Origin of the sequence: Actinomadura viridis (genome assembly GCF_015751755.1) — a bacterium.
Lineage (GTDB): Bacteria > Actinomycetota > Actinomycetes > Streptosporangiales > Streptosporangiaceae > Spirillospora > Spirillospora viridis.
This window is the reverse complement of the sequence record NZ_JADOUA010000001.1, coordinates 8,815,330-8,834,286: the sequence shown is the minus strand read 5'-3', so window position 1 is coordinate 8,834,286 and position 18,957 is coordinate 8,815,330. Positions and strand designations below refer to the sequence as shown.

The following is an 18,957-nucleotide window of genomic DNA, read 5'->3' as shown; positions in this document are numbered from 1 at the left end:
CGTGCTCCTCATGCCCGCCCCGTAACCGCCGGCTCAAGCGTACTTGACCTGCGGGACGGGCGGAGCACCGGTGATCAGCCGGGCGGGCCGAGCACCTCGGGAGGCTCGGGGAACAGCCGGACGGCCAGGGGGTAGAGCACGGCCGCCGCCGACCCGGCGACCAGGAACCCCAGGTCGGCGTCCCCGGCCAGGGCCGCGCCCGGCCCGACGTACCAGGCGTTGCTCGCGAACAGCAGCCCGCCGCACGTCGCGAGGCCCCACACCGCCATCCCGGTCACGTTGAACCCGTGCCGGAACCAGTAGATGCCGCCGCGCTCGCCCCGGTTGAACACCTGCAGCGCGTCGGGGTCGTAGAAGCCCCGGCGGCGGCGGTGGCCGATCGCCACGATGACGATCCACGGGATGGAGAAGCACGCGAGAAGCTGGAGGAAGACGCTGACGGTGTCGGCGACGGCCGCGCTGAACTGGCCGACGTAGACCAGGACGGCGGCCAGCCCGCAGGCGACGAGGGTGGCCTGGACGCGGCTGAGCCTCGGGATGATCGCGGAGGTGTCCAGGCCGGTCCCGTAGGTGTTGATGACGGCCTGCGCGGTCCCCGACGCCAGGCCGAGGTAGATGAGCGCCGGGACGAACCAGATCGGCGTGGCCTCCACCAGGTCCAGCACGTACGACCCGTCGGCGCCGCCCTTCCCGCTGCCGAAGAGCGCCGCGGCGGTGAACGTCCCCCACATGAACGGCCCGCCCATGCCGAACAGCCCGCCGAGCAGCAGCGCCCGCATGATGGACCCGTCGGTGTGGAGCCTCCCGGAGATGTGCCGGGTCCAGTCCCCGGCGTACGCGCCGTACGAGGCGACCGTCGAGGCGCACAGCAGCGCCGACACCACCCAGGTCGCCGCCGCGGAGCCGAAGGCGTACTCGCCGGTGCCCGGATAGGAGGCGTCGAAGCCGGGCGCGTACACGAAGATGCCGACCAGCAGGCACAGCCCCGCCGTGGGGATCATGAAGCGCTGCGCGGCGACCATGTTGGCGTGGCCCAGCACCGAGACCAGCGTGACGATCACGCTGAGCACGGCGTAGGCGGCCAGCCGCGGCACCGTGGCGTCCTCGATGTCGAAGAAGGCGGCCAGGGCCCCGGCGAGGGCGTCGCCGCCGGTCCAGATGCTCAGCGCCGCGAACGCCAGCGAGGCGGTGGCCTCCAGCAGCGAGCCGACGATCCGTCCGGCGACGCCGAAGAACGCACCGCTGGAGACGGGGTTGTTGGTGCCGGTGCGCGGCCCCATCAGACCCATCGGCGCCAGCATCGCCGCGCCCGCGGCCGATCCCGCCACCACGGCCGCCGCCGCCGGCCAGAACCCGAGCCCGAAGGCGATGGGGAACCAGCCGATGATGATCACGCTGAAGGTGAGGCTGCCGCCGAAGAGGATCATGAACAGGTTGCGCGGCGCGGATTTGCGCTCGCTCTCGGGGATGTGCTCGATGCCGCATCGCTCGATGCGGCCGATCCGGTCCTCGAAGCTCTTCGCCCGAGGCGGTTCGGCGGCCAGGTCAGGAACCATCGCCTCGACCCCTTTCTCCATGTACCAGCCACTGGAACGCGCGCAGGTGCCGCCGGTCCGCCCGCACGTCGAGCTCGGGATGCCACTGGACGCCCAGCGCGTCCGGTCCCTCGACGGCCTCGATGACGCCGTCGGGAGCCCAGGCCGTGGGGCGCAGCAGCTCTCCGGGGTCGGCGATCGCCTGATGATGGTGGGAGTTGACGGTGTCCATGCCGGCCAGCAGGTGGTCGGCGAGGCTGCCCGGTTCCGTCTTGACCGGGTGCCGCAGCGCCGCGTACCCGGCGCCCTCGCTCGCGTCCAGGTGCGGCGGGAGCCCGCGGGCGGGCAGGTCCTGGACCAGCGTGCCGCCCGTCGCGACGGCCATGATCTGCGCGCCGCGGCAGACGCCCAGCACGCGCAGGCCCCGCTCGCGGGCGGCGTGGAACGCCCGCAGCTCGGCCTCGTCCCGGTCCAGGTCGACCTCCAGCAGGGTGGTGGAGGCGACCGCGCCGTAGCGCTCGGGCTGGATGTCCCCGCCGCCGGTGAGCAGCAGGGCCGCGGCGGGCCGGAGCGCCTGGGCCAGCCGGTGGTCGACCAGGGCGGACGGGACCAGCAGCGGGGTGCCTCCCGCGGCGATCACCGCGTCGACGTAGGCGCGGTGCAGCCGCAGGTGCCGGCGCGAGGCGCCGGCCACGATGCCGACGGTGGTCACAGGTTCAGCAGGTAGGTCGCGCGTTCACCGTCGCCGACCTCCAGGTTGGCCCGCTCCCACTCGCCCCGCTTCATCTCGGCGTAGTCGCGGACGAAGTGCTCGTGGAAGACCTCGGAGGTCAGGGGGTCGTTCTCGAACGCGGTGACGGCGTCCAGCAGCGTCGCCGGCAACCGGTCGACGTCGGCGAGGTAGGACAGGTCGTCCCTGGCCTCGCCCGGGTCCATCCCCCGCCGGATGCCGTCCAGCCCGGCGGCCAGCATGTACGCGGCGGTGAGGTAGGTGTTGGCGGCGCTGTCGACGGCCCGGTTCTCGATCGCCGGGCGGTTGGCGGGCAGCCGGACCATGCAGGAACGGTTGTTGTACCCGTAGCTGATCTTCGTCGGGGCCCACGAGATCTCGCCGTCGGCCAGCCGCTCCACCAGCCGGCGGTAGGAGTTGGTCGTCGGGTTCGCCAGCGCGGTGAGCGCGGGCGCGTGGTGGAGGACACCCGCCACGAACTGGTAGGTCTCCTTGGACCAGCCGTTGCGGCCGTCCTCGCTGCGGAAGAGGTTGCGCCCGGACGGGTCCTCCAGGCTCATGTTGAAGTGGGCGCCCGATCCCCACAGGTCGGCGTAGGGCTTGGGCATGAACGTGGCCACCAGCCCGCACTCCTTGGCCGCCTGCCGCACCGCGAGCCGGAACAGGGTGATCCGGTCGGCCGACCGGAGCACCGGCGCGTGCGCGAAGTCGAACTCGTACTGGCCCTCGCCGCCCTCGGCGTCGAAGCTGAACACGCCGAAGCCGAGTTCCTCCAGGTAGGAGCACATCAGGTCGAGGAAGGGCAGCGAGTCCAGGGACGCTTCGACGTCGTAGGCCGGGGACGGCTTGATCTCCTCGCTGCGCGCCATGGGGATCAGGCGGCCCGCGCCCCGTTCCAGGGACTCCGGCCGGAACACGTAGAACTCCGGCTCGACGCCGAGCTGGCACACGTACCCCATCTCGGCGGCGGCCTCCACCTGCCGGCGCAGGATCGAGCGGGGACACAGCGCGTACGGCTCGCGCCCGCCGAAGGACATGTCGGCGGCCATCCACACGACCCGGCGGTCCCAGGGGAGCACCTGCAGCGTCTCCGGGTCCGGGATCCCGACGACCTCCTCCTCGATCGGGTTCATGTGCCCGATGCCGCCCATGCCCCGCGGCGTGTACCGCTCGGATCCGGCCAGCAGGTTGGGCAGGTGGCCGATGGGGACCACCTTGGACTTGGGCCGGCCGAGCACGTCGATCCAGCCGGCCATCGCGTACTTCACGCCCCGGGCGGCCAGGTCCCGGGCCAGCTCGGCGTGTTCCGCGCTGAGGTCGTGGACGGTGTCCATGCGTTCTCCTTCAGGAGGTGGGGGTGGGGGTGGCGGCCTGGCTCCGGAACGCGGCCCAGGCGTCGGTGAACGGCCGCAGCGGCGCGCGGAACGAGCCCGCGCCGATCTGCCCGCCGCCCCGGCCGGCGATGCCGACGTCGAGGGCGGGGGTGATGCCGGTGGCGGCGACCCGGGCGACGTCGATCCCGGCCGGGGTGCCGCGATAGCCCAGGAACGGGATCTTGAAGGCCGGATGCTCGCCCGCGGTGATCTCGTACATCTCCAGGTTGCGCCGCACCATGGCGTCCGGCCCGCCCTGGTAGGACTCCAGCGGGAACGCCGCCGCCTGGGCGAACGCGCCGAGCCCGCACACCTCGGTGATCAGGCTCTCGCCGCCCATCGGCTCGATGTCGTCGCGGGTCCGGCCGGGCAGCAGCCGGGCCGTCTCGATCTCCGGCAGCGGGCCGCGGAACCAGCGCGGGCCGAGCCCGGCGACCCGGATGCCGAACTCCCGGCAGGAGAACGCCATCGCGGTGACGATCGTCGAGCCCTCCGCGCCGTACATCCGGTCGGCCATCACCTTCGAGGCGGCCATGGCCGGGCGCAGGAAGAAGTAGTCGTCGGCGCCCAGGTAGGAGATCAGGACGCGGGCCTGGGCCGCGTCCAGGTCCAGCAGCGCGGGCAGGACGGCCCGCAGGAACAGGCCGGAGGCCGCCGCGTTCCGGCTGTGCAGCTCGTCGCCCTGGCGCAGCGCCCGTTCCATGATCGGGCGGAGCCGGATCCCGCTCCCGGCCGACCGGACGACCCGGCTCAGCAGCGGGCCGACGACCTCGGCCAGGAACTCCAGGTTCCGCTGGACGCCCGCGTTGTAGACGCCGTAGTTGAGCCGGTCGGGCGCGGCGCCCTCGAAGAGCGTGCAGAAGCCGCGGCCTCCGGACGCGGAGTCCTCGACGACCAGCACCGGCATCGACGCCGTGGTGATGCCGGCGAGGGAGCCGACGCAGCCGAAGTCGTGGCAGCCGCCGACCCGCACCTCCCCCCGGTCGAGCAGCCGCACCGCCTCCTCGCGCGAGGAGGCCAGCCCCTCGTAGAGCACGCCGCCGATGATCCCCTCGCGCTGGCCGCCGGTGTACTCCGGCCAGGGCAGCGGGGGTCCCGAGGTGAGGACGGTGTCCCTGGTCATCCCCGGCAGGACCGCGACCGCGGGACGGACGTCGATGAGAACGGGATCGGAGGTGAAGAGCAGGTCGAGTGCGCGCTCGTTGGCACGCGCCACCGGCTCGTCTAGATCGGATAGGGACATGGCCACCTTCCGGACTTCCGAATTGCCAAAACGTTTTTTCTATGCGCCGCGCGGAATGCGCAGAGCACGTGGGACGGAGTGCGCGGGACGGAGTGCGCGACGGGCGGGGGACGCCGGGAACGCGGTCAGTAGGTCTCGTCGGCGGGTGCGGCGGTCTCGGGGGAACCCCACACGCGGTTGGAGCGCGGCGTGTCCAGCCGGTAGTCGGTGACCCGGATCTCGAACAGCCGGCGCCCGAGGTCGGCCGCCCGCTCCAGCGGGCGGGACGGGTCGGAGGCGACCTCGCCCCGGCTGTTGCCGATGCCCACCACCACGCCCACCAGCTCCTGGTGCAGGTAGCGGGTGAGCTCCTGGAACTGCGCCTCGACCCCGAGGGTCGCGCCCCGGTAGCTCTCCTCGCACGCGATCAGCGCGGCGACCCGCTTGCCCTGCAGCGCCGCCGAGACCTCCTCGCCAACCGGGGAGCTCCCCGAGGTGTAGCAGAAGAGGCGGTCGAAGAAGCTCTTGAGGCGGCCGTTCATGCCGTACCAGTACAGCGGGGTGGCGATGATCAGCGCGTCCGCCGGGACGACGTGGTCCATCAGCAGGCGCTCGTAGCCGTCGCCGATCCCGCAGGCGCCGTCGGCGCCCCGGCACCGGCGGCAGTCGTCCAGCATCCCCGTGACGTAGTCGGCGAGGTGGACCGACTCGACCTCGTGCCCGGCCTCCACCGCCCCCTTGACGGCGGCCTCGGCCAGGGCCGAGGAGTTGCCGTCGCGGCGCGGGCTCGAACTGATGGCCAGAACCTTCATACGGACCTCCCTCATGTCGTGGCCCGAACTGCAAAAGCGTTTTTGCAATCCCGGCAGAGTTCAGTGTGCGAGCGCGGGAGCAGGGCTGTCAAGAGGGTCGGCGGCGGCCCGTCCGCCGACGTTGCGCGGACGATCACGCTCGTCGCGGCACCGGTTCGGAACACCGGGCGGGCGGGACCGCTGGACGCGGGACAAACGCAGGACGGGCGACAAACGCAGCACGGGCGCGGGTCCTCCCCGTCCCGGGGAAAGACGGACGCCGGCCCGGGGGCGTCCCCGGACCGGCGTCGTCTGTGGCCGGCGGTCAGATGGTCAGATGGTCAGGCTTCCTGGACGCCCGGGCGGCGGTCCTCGACCACGAAGCTGGCGCGGGTGGACACCGGGGCTCCGGGCCTGGTCACGTACGGGAGGACCCGGAAGTCGCTGCGCCACCGCTCCCGGTTCACGTTGACGCGGACGTAGCCGCGCTGCGCGTTGAAGAACTTCATGTGCGCGTTCGCGGCGAGGAAGGTCTGCCCCGTGGCGTCGATGTCGGCGCCGTCGCCGCCGCTGGTGATCGAGGTGCCGACGAACTCCGACGCCACGGTCGGCGAGCCGGGGTCGTCGAAGTCGCGCTTGAGGTCCACGGCGTAGTTCTGGTGCCGGTCACCGCTGATCACGACGAGGTTGCGCACCCCGCGCTCGTGGGCGGCGGCCAGGAGCTGGTTGCGCTCGGCCGCGTAGCCGTCCCACGGGTCCACCCACAGCCACTTGCCGGGTCCCGGGTCCCAGTCGGTCTCGGTCATCGGCATCTGGTTGCCGAGGATGTGCCAGCGCGCCTCGGAGGTGCTGAAACCGTCCAGCAGCCAGCTCTTCTGCTCGTCTCCGAGCACGGTGCGGGAGGCGTCGAGGCGCTCGTCGCAGTCGCGGGTCCGGCCGGTGCCGTTGCCGTACGAGCACGCCTGGATGTCCCGGTGGCTCCGGGTGTCGATCATGGTGAAGTCGGCCAGCCGGCCGAACGGCAGCCTGCGGTGCAGCCGGATGTCGGGGCCGGAGGGCAGCTGCGCGCGCCGCAGCGGCAGGTTCTCGTAGAACGCCTGGAACGCCGCCGCCTTGCGCCGGGCGAACTCGGCCGGGTCGGGGTTGGGGTGGCGGCCGGCGATGACGGTGTCGTCGGCCCAGTCGTTCACCACCTCGTGGTCGTCGAGCGTGTGGATCCACGGGAAGAGGGCGTGCGCCTTCTGCAGCGGGGCCTCGGACTTGTAGAGGGAGTACTGGAGCCGGTACCGGGCCAGGTCGAAGGTCTCGGTGCCGAACTGCGGCGGCACCTGCACCCCGCGCCGGTTGTTGTTGGTGAGCTCGTACTCGTACAGGTAGTCGCCGAGGTGGACGACCAGGTCGAGGTCCTCGTCGGCGATGTGGTCGTAGGCGGTGTAGTAGCCGTCCTGCCACGCCTGGCAGGACGCGAACGCGAAGGTGAGCTCGCGCGGCTGCGACCGCGCGGCGGGCATGGTGCGGGTACGGCCGTGCGGCGAGATCTCGCCGGCCGCGCGGAACCGGTAGAAGTACTCGTGGCCGGGCTGGAGCCCGGCGATCTCGGGGTGCACGGAGTGGCCGAGCTCGGGCGTGGCGACGGCGGCGCCGCGCCGGACCACTTTCTTGAACCCTTCGTCGCGGGCGACCTCGTACTCCACGCGGACGCGGCGGTCGGGCATGCCCGCCTTGCCGTCCGCGGCGAACGGCTCGGGCGCCAGCCGCGTCCACAGCACGAAGCCGTCGGGCGAGGGGTCGCCGGAGGCCACCCCGAGCGTGAACAGCCCTTCCTTCTTGAGCGTGTAGGCGTGGGCGGCGGAAGCTCCCAGGGCGCCGGTGCCGAGCACGACGGCGGCCGTGCCGGCCCCGCCGTACCCGAGGAACCGGCGTCGCGACACCGGGCGGACATGCGAAGACATCAGACCTCCTGCTGGATCCGGGGGGATGGATCGAGGGGAAAGGGGAGCGGGGAGGGTCGGGCGCTCAGGCGCTCTGCAGGCCCGGGCGGCCGTTCTCGGTGACGAAGCTCGTGCGGGTGCTCACGGGCGCGCCCGGACGGGTGACGTAGGGGAGCACGCGGAAGTCGGCGCGGCAGGCGTCCTCGGTGAGCGAGCACCGCAGGTAGCCGCGCTGGTAGCTGGTGAACTTGATGTGCTCGTTGGCGTCGAGCAGGTTGCGTCCGCCCTGGTCGAGGTCCTCGCCGTCCATCTTCGTGGAGATGGAGGTGGCGACGAACTCGACGCCGACGGTGCGGGATCCGGGGTCGTCGAAGTCGAGGGTGAGGTCGGCGGCCATGTGGCGGTGCATGTCGCCGGTGAGGACGACGGGGTTGCTCACGTTCCGCCTGACGAGTTCGTCGAAGAGGCGGTCGCGGGCGGGCTTGTAGCCGTCCCAGAAGTCCATGACGAAGGCCCTGCCGGGGCCGGGGACGGTGTCGACCTGGGTGACGGGGATCTGCTGCGGGATGATGTTCCAGCGCGCCCTGCTCGTGCCGAGGCCCTCGTACAGCCACGCCTCCTGCTCGGGGCCGAGGACGGTGCGGCCGGGCAGGAGCCGGTCGGCGCAGTCGCTGGTGCGGTCGCCGCACGCCTGGTCGGCGCGGTACTGCCGGGTGTCGAGGACGTGGAAGTCGGCGAGCCTTCCGTAGCCCAGCCTGCGGTAGAGCTGTGCCTGCGTCCCGGAGGGCTTGTTGGGACGGCGCAGCGGCAGGTACTCGTAGTACGCCTGGAACGCGGCGGTCTTACGCCGCCCCCAGACGGCCGGGTCCTGGTCGGGGGTGTTGCCCGCCTTGGGGATGTCGCCGACCCAGTTGTCGTCGATCTCGTGGTCGTCCCAGACGAGGACGAACGGGTGCGCTTGGTGGGCGGCGATGATGTCGGGGTCGTAGCGGTGCAGGGCGTGCCGCAGCCGGTACTGGGTGAGGTCGTAGGGCTCGGGTCGCAGTTCGGGGGCGACGGGGGTCTTGCGGACGCCGCCGTTGGCGTCGATGGGGTTCTCGTAGATGTAGTCGCCGAGGTGGAAGACGACCGCCAGGTCCTCTTCGGCCAGGTGCCGGTAGGCGGTGTAGAAGCCCTCGAACCATGCCTGGCAGGACACGGCGGCGAAGTTCAGCTCGCGGAGCCGCGCCCACGGGGGCGGGGCGGTCCGGGTACGGCCGACCGGGCTGAACTCGCCGTGGACGCGGAACCGGTAGAAGTACTCGCGGGCGGGCTCCAGCCCGTTCACCTCGACGTGCACGGAGTGGCCCAGCTCGGGGACGGCGAAGGTGCCGCCCCGGCGCACGACCTTGTGGAAGCGCTCGTCGGTGGCGACCTCCCAGCCGACCTGGACCTTGCGCGGCGGCATGCCGCCCAGGCCGTCCACGGCGAGGGGGTCGGGGGCGATCTTGGTCCAGAGCACGGCGCCGTCCGGCCAGGGGTCGCCGGAGGCGACGCCGAGCGCGAACGGGTCGGACTGGAAGCGCGGCTGCGCCCAGGCGCGGCTCGGGGAGAACCCCGCCGCCGCGGCGCCGAGGCCGAGGGCGCCTCCGGCCAGCAGGAGTTGCCGTCTGCCGACCGTGAGGGCATGGGGGCGTGCGGAACCTGTCATTCACTCTCCTGGGGGCGGGGAGGTGGAGGGGATGAGCGGGTCGTGGGTCAGCCGGTGTCGCCCGGGCCGGGGTCGGACAGGCGCAGGAGGACGGGGCCGAGGAGTCCGGAGACGCGCTGGCCTCCGAACACGAAGTGGGTGGGGCTGGTCTCGTCGAGGTGGGGGGCGAGGGTGCCGTACACGACGACCTCGATCTCGTTCGGGCCGTGCCGCAGGGCGGAGCCGAGGCCGAACCGGTAGGGGGCGCAGACGCGGACGCCGCACGGCGTGCCGTTGACGGTCACCTCGACGGTGCCGCGGACCCGGCCGAGGTCGAGCGTCGCGGTACGGGCGGCGAGTCCCGGGGCGAGGCCGGCGGGGAGGTCCACCCGGCGGCGGTAGCGGACGCCTCCGCTGTAGCCGGCGAGGCCGGCGTCCTCCCAGTCGCCGAGGGTGATCGTGCCGGGGCCGGCGGTGAAGCGGACCGGCCCCTTCAGGATCGCCCCTCCGGTGTGGCCGGGGCGGGTGCGGACGCGCAGCGTCGCGGTGCGCGTCCCGGGACGGTCCCCGGCTGCGGGAAGCGCGAGGTCGAACGCGCCGGAGACGCCGTCCGCGGGCAGCGGCGCGCCGTCCACGAGGACGTCGGTGACCTCGCCGTGCACGGCGAACGCCATGCGCCTCGCGCCGGGCGGCACCGTGAAGCGCAGCCACTCGACCCGGGGGCCGTCCCCGGGCACCGCGAGCCGTGCCGGCAGTACCACGCCCTCGCCGCCGGGCTCCGCGTCGTCGAGCCAGCGCGCGCCGGGCAGCGGGTGCGGGCGGCGCCGCAGGTGAAGGGCCGCTGGGTCACCGTGCTGGGCGCGCCTCGCGACGATCGGCACGGGCTCCCCGTCCCGGGTGGCGCGCCAGGCGGGACCGTGCCCCGAGACGACCGGCCCGTCCACCAGGAGCAGGGGCGGCGCCTCGGCCTCGGTGAGGACGAGTTCCAGTTCCGCGCCCCCGTCCCCCGCGCCCGCCAGGAGATCGGTCAGGTCGTAACGGCCGGCCCGGGGCTCCTGCTGCTCGGCGTAGGGGTCGAAGCCGCCCTGGCGGCCGGCCTCCACACCGTTCACCAGCACCCGGCACGGCGAGGGCGAGGCCACCTGGAGGAGGGCGGGCGCTCCCGCCGGGAGCGCGGCGGTGACGGTGATCCGGGCGCCGGGACGCGAGGGCCCCGGCACGGTGATCCACTCGGGCCTCCGGTAGGCGCCGGGGTCGGTGACGACGGCGACGTGGGCGCGCAGCCACACGTCCTCGTCCGGTACGAGACGCACCTGCAGGTCATACTCCCCCGGCGCCAGCGGCGCCCTCGCCACGGCCAGATGGCCGTGGTCCTCGATGTCCACCGGCACGCCGTCGACCAGCAGGGTCTTGGCGGCACCGGCGCCCACCGCCGGGTACCCGCCCGGGGCGGGCACGGTGAGGCGGGTCCGGAACACGACCCGCCGTCCTTTTGGAGCCTGGCCGAAATCCAGGAACTCCTCGGGCACGTGCCCCTTCGGCCCGAGGAACGCCCGGTGAACGGCGTCCTTGCGGATGCCGCGGGAGTCGGAGTACACGGCGCGGTACCACGTCCGCCCGTCGGCGGACCACAGTCCGTGCGGCCCGAAGGTGGCGTGGACGGTGTCCCATGCCCCGTCGTCGCCGTCCCCCGCGCGGTGCCGCAGCGCCCAGCGTTCCAGGGGGACGGGGGCGCCGGCCGGGCGGGCGAAGTCGCCCCAGGAGTTGTCGAGCGTCGGCACCGGCTCCATCTCCCAGGACGGGCCGAGGTCGATCGCGGTGGACGGCTCCGGCTCGGGGACGGCCGGCGACTCCTGGCCGCCGCCCGCATCGGCCCCCGGGAAGAGCAGCAGGGCCGCGGGCCCGTCGTCGAACGGGACGACCACCTCCACGGCCGCGCCGTCCTCGGCCACGGTGGACGGGAGCCGCCGCACGCCGCCGCCGAACGGCCCCGCGACGAACGCCGGGCCGCTCACCCCCCGCACGCGGACGCGCATGTCGCGCAGGTAGCGGCCGGGGTCGAAGTCGTAGGTCACGTCGAGCCAGCCGAGGTCGGCGCCGCGCTCGTCGGGGCGCTCCACCGACACGCGGCTCGCCATCGAGGGCGAGGCCGTCAGGAACACCAGCGTCGTCCCGTCCACCTCGCGGACGAGCGCGGGCACGGGGGCGTCCACCCGGCGGTCGTCCTCCAGCGGCGGGCCCAGCGCGGCGGTGTCGGGAACGGTCTCCACCAGCTCCGCCAGCCGCGCCACGGCCGCGCCCGCCTCCGGATCGCCGACGCCGGTCCGGGGCGGCGTCCCGATCGCGATGACCCGGCCGCCGTCCTCGGCCAGCTCGGTGAGCCGCCGCGCCGTCGCGCCCTCCAGGACGGTGCAGGCGGGCAGCAGGACGGTGCGGTACGACTCGTCCGCGACGTCCAGCCGGCCCCCGGCGACCCGGGCGCGGGCCACCGAGTCGTCGTCGACGACGTCGGCGTCGATCCCCAGCCGGTCGAGCGCCCCGGGGACCATCCGGAACCAGGCCATGTCGCCGACCAGGGACCGGTACACCTCCTGGGCGCGGACGGCGTCGGGGTCCACCCCGTCCAGCCCGGTCCCGGCCTGCGCGGTCGCCGTCGGGGACAGGACGGCGACGTCGCACACGTGCCGTCCCAGCGACAGCGCCGCGCAGAGCCGGGTGACGGCCTCGGCGAAGACGCGGTGATGCGCCCAGTACGGCTGGCGCCAGTCGGTGGACGGCGGCGCCCACTCCCACCAGCCCGACTTGGTCGTGTAGTAGACGGCGTGCGGGTTGTAGAGGGTGGCGCCCGCCCGCAGCCAGGGCAGCAGCCAGTCGAAGGTCTCCTCCAGGGTGCCGCCCCACCCGCTGGAGTGGAACGCCTCGATCCACGTGCGGTCCCGCCCGTACAGGTGCGCGAGGGACGAGTGGACGCGGGCGTCGCCGTGGTGGTCGGAGCCGGGCGCGCCGAACCAGCGGTGCGTACGGGCGTAGTCGGCGTAGAGCCGCACGCCGTCGACGGGAAGGCCGGCGCGGGCCGGGTCCTGCTGGTCGCAGCCGTGCACGAGACCGCGCTCGGCGTGCCACTCCGCCAGCGGCCGGAAGAACGCCTCCTCGGCCAGCTCCGCCCGGGTGAGGTGGTAGTCGCGGCGGATCTCGTGGACCCCGTCGCCGCCCTTCCACAGCGCGTCCAGGCGCGGGGTCAGGTCGTAGCCGCGGCGCCGCTCGAACTCCTCGGCGAACCGTTCCGTCCAGGTGGGCAGCGCGGGCAGCTCGTCCTGGAACGACCCCACGATCACCGTGCCGAGGCGGTGCCCGAGCCGCCGCGCGAACTCGCCGTGCACGCGGTCGAGCAGGGTGCCGCACGCCTCGGCCGAGAGGTAGTCGAAGCCGCGCGCGGTGGTCCGGCCGTCCGGCTCCAGCCACCGCCCCGCGTACTCCGGCACCTCCCGGACGAGGCGCGCCTGAAGGTCGGCTCCGGAGAACCCGAGCTGGTCGTAGAACCACAGCGAGACCCCGAGCCCGGCGGCGTCCTCGCACACCTGGTCGAGCAGCTCCCACCAGGCGTCGCTGAAGAACGCGGGCTCGTCGGCGTCCGACCCGAACATCGGGCCGGAGGGCGCCAGGTTCAGCACGACCAGGTTGTACACGCCGCCGGCGGCGAACCGTTCCAGCTGGTCGCGCAGCCGCCGCCGGTCCAGCCGCTCGCCGCTCCACCACCAGATCGGCGCCGGGGAGAACGCCCCGTTCCGGTGACCGAACGGCGCCTCCAGCACCGCCCGGAGCCTCGGGGGGATCATCCCTTGAGCCCGCTCGCGAAGCCCTTGATGACATAGCGTTGCAGCACCAGGAACACCACCAGGATCGGCAGGGCGGCCAGCACCAGCCCGGCGAACACCAGGCCGTAGTCCGAGACGTACTGGCCCACGAACGCGAAGATCCGCACCGGCACCGTCTCCCGCGGCGACCCGCCCAGGTACAGCAGCGGGGTGAAGAAGTCGTTCCAGATGAACACGGCGTTGAGGATCAGCACCGTGCCGGTGATCGGGCGCAGCAGCGGGAACACCACCTGGGTGAACGCGCGCAGGTGCCCGGCGCCGTCGATGAGCGCGGCGTTGGCGTAGTCGCCCGGCAGCGCCCGGATGAACCCGGTGTACAGGAAGATCGTGAACGGCAGCTGGATGCCCGTGTAGAACACCACCATCCCCTGGTAGGTGCCGAGCAGCCCCGCCGTGTCGACCATCTTGAACAGCGGGATCATGCCGAGCTGGAACGGCAGCACGATGCCGAGCAGGAACAGCACGTACAGCCCGAACCCCAGCCGGGTCGCCTGGCGGGCCAGGAAGTAGGCGGCGAACGACCCGATCGCGATCAGCACCAGCAGGCTGGCCACGGTGATGACGGTGCTGTTGAGCAGCGCCGACCCCAGCGAGGCCCGCTGCCAGGCGTCGGAGAAGTTGCCCGCGTGCGGCGGCAGCGGCGGCGACAGCGGCGCCTCGGCGATCCCCCGCTTGTCCTTCAGCGACAGCGTGATCAGCGCGTACACCGGGAAGAGGAACGCGACGGCCACGCCGATCATCGCGATCTCCAGCAGGAACGTACGGAAGCCGTATCTGAGGCTCACGAAGTGACCTCTCTGCCGCGGAGGTAGTAGATCTGGACCAGCGACACGGCGGCCACGAACAGGGCGAGCACCAGGGCGATCGCCGTGCTGTAGCCGTAGTTGCCGAAGACGAACGCCTGCTTGTACAGCACCGTGGACAGCGTCTCGCTGGCGTGGCCGGGGCCGCCGTTGGTGGCCGCGTACACCTGGTCGAACAGCTTGAGCCCGCCGATGGTGGACAGCATCACGTTGATGGTCACCGCGGGCGCCAGCAGGGGCCAGGTCACGTGCCGGAAGCGCTGGAACCGCCCGGCGCCGTCGATCATCGCGGCCTCGTGCAGCTCGACGGGCACGCCCTCCAGGCCGGCCAGGAAGATGACCATGGAGTAGCCGGCGAACTGCCAGATCACCATCCCGGCCACCGACCACAGCGCCAGCGAGGGGTCGCCGAGCCAGTCCTGGCGCAGCCCGCCGAGGCCCACCGCGCCGAGGACGGCGTTGAGCCCGGCGTCCGGCGCGGGGTTGTAGACGTACTTCCACAGGAACGCCACCATCACCGGGCTGACCACGGCGGGGGCGAAGAACACCACGCGCAGCACGGTCCGGGACTTGATCTTCGCGTGGACGCCGAGCGCCAGCAGCAGGCCGACGCCGTTCTGCACCAGGACGATCGCCACGGTCAGCAGCAGCGTGTTGACCAGCGAGCCGCGGGCGGCGTCGTCGCCCCACAGCTTGCCGAAGTTGTCCAGGCCGACGAAGGACCGCTCGCCGAGGCCGTTCCAGTCGGTGAACGCGTAGAGCACGCCGCTCAGGCTGGGATAGAGCACCACCAGGGCGTACACGGCCAGGGCCGGTGCCGCGAACCACCATGGCGGGGACAGGAAACCGCCCCGCCGCCGGCGGCGGCCCGCGGAAGCGGGCCGGACCGCCGGCTCGGCCGGGGTACGGCGGAGGGTCGAGGCCACGGGCTACTTCTTCCGGTACGTCTCGTCGAGCTTGGCCAGCGCCTGCGGGATGGTGGTCTTGCCGCCCAGCAGCTCCTGGACCACCGCGAAGTGGGCGGGCTGGATCTCGGCGTTGGGCCACGCCTGGTCCATGAACGGCACCGCCTTGTTCCCCTCCATGTAGGGCAGGAAGTCGTTCAGCACGGGGTCGATCTTGGAGGTGCCGTCCCGGAAGAGCGGGACGCAGGCGACCGCCTCGGCCCAGCGGTTGACGTTCTGCTGCTGCCCGAGGTGGTCGATGAACGCCTTGGCGGCGTCGCGGTTCTTGCCGCGCGCGCTGGCGCCCAGGCCCACGACCACGCCCGCCGGGATCCAGACGTCGGCCTCCTTCTCGGCGCCCGGGACGGGGAACATCCCCAGGTCGTCGGGGCTCGCGGCGGCCTTGCGGAAGTCCGGCAGCACCGCCGAGACCTGGATCGCCATGGCGGCCTTGCCGGTGGCGACCATGGAGGTCTGCTGCTCGAAGGTCGTCCCGTTGGGGTTGTCGTTGAAGAACCCGCGCTTCTGCAGGTCGAGGTACATGGTGAAGGCGTCCGCCCAGCCCGACTGCGCGAAGCTCGCCGTCCCCGCCTGCATCTGGCCGTCGAACTGCGGGTTCTTGGCGTACACCGTGGACGGGACGAGCGCGTAGGTGATGAGCTGGGTGACCCACTGCGTCTGGGCGCCCAGCGCGATCGGGACCTTCCCCTTCTTCTTGATCTTGTCGCAGACCTCCAGGAACTCGCCCCAGGTCTTGGGCGGCTCCACCCCGGCCTCCTGGAAGACCTTCTTGTTGTAGATGGCGCCGATCACGCTGGCGCCGGCCGAGTACATGAAGGTCTTGCCCTGGTGCTGGAACGCGGGCTTGAAGTTCTCCGGGATCTTCTTGGTCCACGCCTGGTCGGACAGGTCGGCCAGCAGCCCGGCCTGGGCGATCTGCGCCATGCTCATCGCGCTGCCGTTGCCGGGGTAGACCACGTGGAGGTCGGGCGCGCTGCCCGCGCCGAGCTGCGTCCGCACCGAGGTCTGCACCTGGTCGGTGGGCGCGTACGAGGTGGTGAACTTCGCCTTGGTGTAGTCCTTGGTCAGCAGGTCCAGCGGCTTCTGCTGGTCGGCCACGCCGACCAGCCGGAGGGTCCCGCCCGCGCCGCCGGACGAGCCGCCGCAGGCCGCCAGGCCCGCGGGCAGCGCGGTCACGGCCGCGGCCCCGCCGGCCAGCCGGAGAAATCCGCGGCGGCCGAGCGGCGTTCCGCGCAACGTCGATGTCATCTGTCCTCCTCGATATCGCGGCCGGGGGGCCGCGATGACCGTTCCTCGGGAACGGCGATCACTGAACGTCCGCGGTGAAGCGGTATTCCCCCGATGTCACCCGGCAGCGGAGCGTCCCGGGCTCCGCGCCGGCGATCCGTACGCCGTCGGCCTCGGCCACCGGCCGCCCGCCCTCGCGCACCCCGCCGGGATCGGCCGTGGGGATGTGCACGGTGGCGGACGCCCCCGGCGGCACGGTGACCTCCAGGGTGAACACGCCGTCCCGGAGGGTCCATCCGGCGGCGACGGTGCCGCGCACCGACTCGTAGGAGGCGCGGGCCGAGGTCAGCCGGCCGGGCCTGGGACGGACGAGCAGCTCGCGGTAGCCGACCGAGCCGGGCGCCTGGTCGAGCCCGGCCACGCCCCGGTACAGCCACTCGCCGACCGAGCCGAGCGCGTAGTGGTTGAACGAGTTCATCGCCGCGGCCTGGAAGCCCCGTTCCTCGGTGTAGCCGTCCCAGCGCTCCCAGATGGTGGTGGCGCCGTGCCGCAGCGGGTAGAGCCAGGACGGCGGGTCGGTCCGGCGCAGCAGGGCGTGCGCCAGGTCGGCGTGGCCGTGCGCGTCCAGCACCGGCGCGATCAGGCCCACCCCCAGGAAGCCGGTGGTGACGCCCGGGCCGGCCTCGCGGACGAGGGTGACCAGGCGTTCCACGGCGTGCGGGACGAGTTCCTCGGGCAGCAGGTCGAAGGCGAGCGCCAGCAGGTAGGCGGTCTGGGTGTCGCCCTCGATCCGGCCGCCGCCGGTCACGAACCGCTCGGTGAAGGTCTTGCGGATGTGGGCGGCGAGCGCGCCGTACCGCCGGGCGTCCTCGTCCCGCCCGATGATCTCGGCGGTCCGCGCGGTGAGGTCGGTGCTGCGGGCGAAGTAGGCGGTGGCGACGACCTCGCGGGGCGTCGGGGCGGGGGCGAGCCAGTCGGCGAAGTGCGGGCCGACGCGGTGCCGCCACACCAGATCGGGGTTGTGCCGGTGGACGAAGTCGATCCAGGCGGCCATGGAGTCGAAGGAACGCTCCAGCACGCGTTCGTCGCCGTACACCGTGTAGAGGTGCCAGGGCACCAGGACCCCCGCGTCGGCCCAGCCGGGGGCGCCCTCGTCGGCGACCCCGGCCAGCCTCGGCGCCACGTTGGTGAAGCACCCGGCGGGCGACTGGGCGCCGCGGACCTCGCGCAGCCAGCCGTCGAAGAACGCGGCGACGTCGGCGTTGAGGCACGCGGTCGGCAGGAAGACCTGGGCGTCGGCGAGCCAGCCGAGCCGTTCGTCGCGCTGCGGGCAGTCGGTGGGCACGCTGACGAAGTTGGAGCGCTGGCCCCAGGCGATGGCGTGGTGCAGCCGTTCCACGCCGGGGTCGGAGCAGGTGAACTCGCCCGCCCACGGGGTGTCGCTGTGCAGGACGACGCCCCGGACGCCGGCCGGGTCGATCTCCTCCAGGCCCGTGATCTCGGCGTACCGGAAGCCGTGGTAGGTGAAGCGGGGCTCGAAGACGGTCTCGGCCGCGCCTCCGGCGATCAGCACGTCGGTGGCCGCGGCCGTGCGGAGGTTGTCGGTGTAGAGCGCGCCGCCGTCGTCCAGGGCCTCGCCGTGCCGGATCGTCACGCGGGCGCCGGAGGGCAGGCCGCGGACGGTGAGCCGGACCCGGCCGGCGAAGTTCTGGCCGAAGTCGACCAGGTGGACGCGCTCGCCGAGGCGGGTGACGGCGCGCGGGGCGAGCTCGCGGACGGCGCGGACGGGCTGGGCGACCGACGCGGTGAGCAGGTCGTGGTCGTCGCCGGTGACCGCGGCGGCGCGCCAGGCCCCGGGGTCCTCGCCGAAGCCGGGCCGGTCCCAGCCGGGGGTCTCGCGGCGGAGGTCGTGGCACTCCCCCATGAGCAGGTCGGCGTACCGGATCGGGCCGCGCGCGGTGCGCCACTCCGGGCCGGTGCCGATGACCTCGGTGGCGCCGCCGGCGTACTCGACGTGCAGCTCGGCCAGGAGTTGCGGGAACGTTCCGTAGTGGGCGCCGGAGCGGCGCGGGTCGAAGCCGGTGAAGCCGCTCCACCAGCCGTCCGCGACGGTCGCGGCGAGGACGTTCTCGCCGTCCCGGAGGGAGGCGGTGACGTCGTGGACCTGGTAGTCGACGCGGTCGCGGTAGTCGGTCCAGCCGGGGGCGAGCTCGCCGTCGCCGACCCGGGTCCCGTTCAGGCGCATCTCGTAGAGCCCGCGCGCGGTGACGTAGAGGCGGGCGCGGACCGGCGCCGCCCCGGGCGTGAACGGGCGGCGCATCCGGATCGCGGGCTGGAGGCCGTGGTCGACCAGGGCCAGCTCGCCCTCCTCGGGGGCGTCCACGACGTCGATGTCGGCGGGGTCGTGCGTGATCCAGGACGCCGTCCAGCCCGCGTCGCCGGCTCCGGGGAGGACGCCGGTCTCGAACCAGGACCCGGCCTCGCGCACGGAGCCGTCCGCCCCCGTGACGGCGACCCGCCAGGCGTAGCGGGTCCGGGAGCGGAGGGCGGGGCCGGCGTACCGCACGGAGACGGCCTCCGGGTCGGTCACCCGGCCGGTGTCCCAGACGGGGATCTCCTCGCCGCCGTCCCCGCCCCGCACGGCGAGGACGCGCACCCGATGGCTCGTCGGCGCGTCGCCCCGCCGTGCCGAGGCCAGCCGCCACGACAGGAGGGGAGCGTTCTCGCCGATGCCCAGCGGCTCGACGCGGTGGTCGCAGCGAAGGCCATAGGGCTCCAGGCCGGGCCCTGCGGCCGCGCTCTGGGGACCGCTCACGCGCCGTCTCCGATCATCATG

General features: G+C 73.2%; 12 protein-coding genes. All 12 read right to left on the bottom strand.

Annotation, left to right across the window (positions count from 1 at the left end; all coding sequences use genetic code 11):
- Positions 1 to 74: 74 nt before the first annotated feature.
- Positions 75 to 1,556 (bottom strand): purine-cytosine permease family protein, encoded by a 1,482-nt coding sequence (locus IW256_RS40155; RefSeq protein ID WP_197015921.1) that lies wholly within the window; start codon positions 1,554 to 1,556, stop codon positions 75 to 77.
- Positions 1,546 to 2,247, bottom strand: a complete 702-nt coding sequence (locus IW256_RS40150; RefSeq protein WP_197015920.1) for a gamma-glutamyl-gamma-aminobutyrate hydrolase family protein — start codon at positions 2,245 to 2,247, stop codon at positions 1,546 to 1,548. The genes IW256_RS40155 and IW256_RS40150 overlap by 11 nt, the downstream gene beginning before the upstream one ends.
- The gene (locus IW256_RS40145) at positions 2,244 to 3,599 is read right to left on the bottom strand and encodes a glutamine synthetase family protein (RefSeq protein WP_197015919.1); all 1,356 of its coding nucleotides are present in this window, start codon (positions 3,597 to 3,599) and stop codon (positions 2,244 to 2,246) included. The genes IW256_RS40150 and IW256_RS40145 overlap by 4 nt, the downstream gene beginning before the upstream one ends.
- A gap of 10 nt (positions 3,600 to 3,609) precedes the next feature.
- On the bottom strand, positions 3,610 to 4,881 hold the full coding sequence (locus IW256_RS40140) for a YlbE family protein (RefSeq protein ID WP_197015918.1): 1,272 nt from the start codon (positions 4,879 to 4,881) through the stop codon (positions 3,610 to 3,612).
- Between the two features lie 125 nt (positions 4,882 to 5,006).
- On the bottom strand, positions 5,007 to 5,672 hold the full coding sequence (locus IW256_RS40135; protein ID WP_197015917.1) for a flavodoxin family protein: 666 nt from the start codon (positions 5,670 to 5,672) through the stop codon (positions 5,007 to 5,009).
- 320 nt (positions 5,673 to 5,992) lie between these two features.
- Entirely contained in the window at positions 5,993 to 7,603 is a 1,611-nt protein-coding gene (locus IW256_RS40130) for an alkaline phosphatase D family protein (RefSeq protein ID WP_197015916.1), read from the bottom strand.
- A 64-nt stretch (positions 7,604 to 7,667) separates the two neighbouring features.
- Positions 7,668 to 9,272, bottom strand: a complete 1,605-nt coding sequence (locus IW256_RS40125) for an alkaline phosphatase D family protein (RefSeq protein WP_197015915.1) — start codon at positions 9,270 to 9,272, stop codon at positions 7,668 to 7,670.
- A 47-nt stretch (positions 9,273 to 9,319) separates the two neighbouring features.
- A complete protein-coding gene (locus IW256_RS40120) occupies positions 9,320 to 13,087 on the bottom strand; it encodes a glycosyl hydrolase (RefSeq protein ID WP_197015914.1) in 3,768 nt (1,255 codons plus the stop codon).
- Positions 13,084 to 13,911: a carbohydrate ABC transporter permease gene (locus IW256_RS40115; protein ID WP_307829371.1), complete on the bottom strand. Its 828-nt coding sequence runs from the start codon at positions 13,909 to 13,911 to the stop codon at positions 13,084 to 13,086. The genes IW256_RS40120 and IW256_RS40115 overlap by 4 nt, the downstream gene beginning before the upstream one ends.
- The gene (locus IW256_RS41920; protein ID WP_197015913.1) at positions 13,908 to 14,855 is read right to left on the bottom strand and encodes a carbohydrate ABC transporter permease; all 948 of its coding nucleotides are present in this window, start codon (positions 14,853 to 14,855) and stop codon (positions 13,908 to 13,910) included. Before IW256_RS41920 ends, IW256_RS40115 begins: the two co-directional genes overlap by 4 nt.
- Positions 14,856 to 14,858: 3 nt before the next feature.
- Positions 14,859 to 16,142, bottom strand: a complete 1,284-nt coding sequence (locus IW256_RS40105; RefSeq protein ID WP_197015912.1) for an ABC transporter substrate-binding protein — start codon at positions 16,140 to 16,142, stop codon at positions 14,859 to 14,861.
- Positions 16,143 to 16,200: 58 nt separating this feature from the next.
- The gene (locus IW256_RS40100; protein WP_197015911.1) at positions 16,201 to 18,936 is read right to left on the bottom strand and encodes an alpha-L-rhamnosidase; all 2,736 of its coding nucleotides are present in this window, start codon (positions 18,934 to 18,936) and stop codon (positions 16,201 to 16,203) included.
- Positions 18,937 to 18,957 lie beyond the last annotated feature (21 nt).

What these genes read in the sequence shown, in the direction of transcription:
- IW256_RS40155 (WP_197015921.1), bottom strand. Translation starts at nt 1,556, where the DNA reads ATGGTTCCTGACCTGGCCGCCGAACCGCCTCGGGCGAAGAGCTTCGAG.
- IW256_RS40145 (WP_197015919.1), bottom strand. Translation starts at nt 3,599, where the DNA reads ATGGACACCGTCCACGACCTCAGCGCGGAACACGCCGAGCTGGCCCGG.
- IW256_RS40140 (WP_197015918.1), bottom strand. Translation starts at nt 4,881, where the DNA reads ATGTCCCTATCCGATCTAGACGAGCCGGTGGCGCGTGCCAACGAGCGC.
- IW256_RS40135 (WP_197015917.1), bottom strand. Translation starts at nt 5,672, where the DNA reads ATGAAGGTTCTGGCCATCAGTTCGAGCCCGCGCCGCGACGGCAACTCC.
- IW256_RS40130 (WP_197015916.1), bottom strand. Translation starts at nt 7,603, where the DNA reads ATGTCTTCGCATGTCCGCCCGGTGTCGCGACGCCGGTTCCTCGGGTAC.
- IW256_RS40125 (WP_197015915.1), bottom strand. Translation starts at nt 9,272, where the DNA reads ATGACAGGTTCCGCACGCCCCCATGCCCTCACGGTCGGCAGACGGCAA.
- IW256_RS40120 (WP_197015914.1), bottom strand. Translation starts at nt 13,087, where the DNA reads ATGATCCCCCCGAGGCTCCGGGCGGTGCTGGAGGCGCCGTTCGGTCAC.
- IW256_RS40105 (WP_197015912.1), bottom strand. Translation starts at nt 16,142, where the DNA reads ATGACATCGACGTTGCGCGGAACGCCGCTCGGCCGCCGCGGATTTCTC.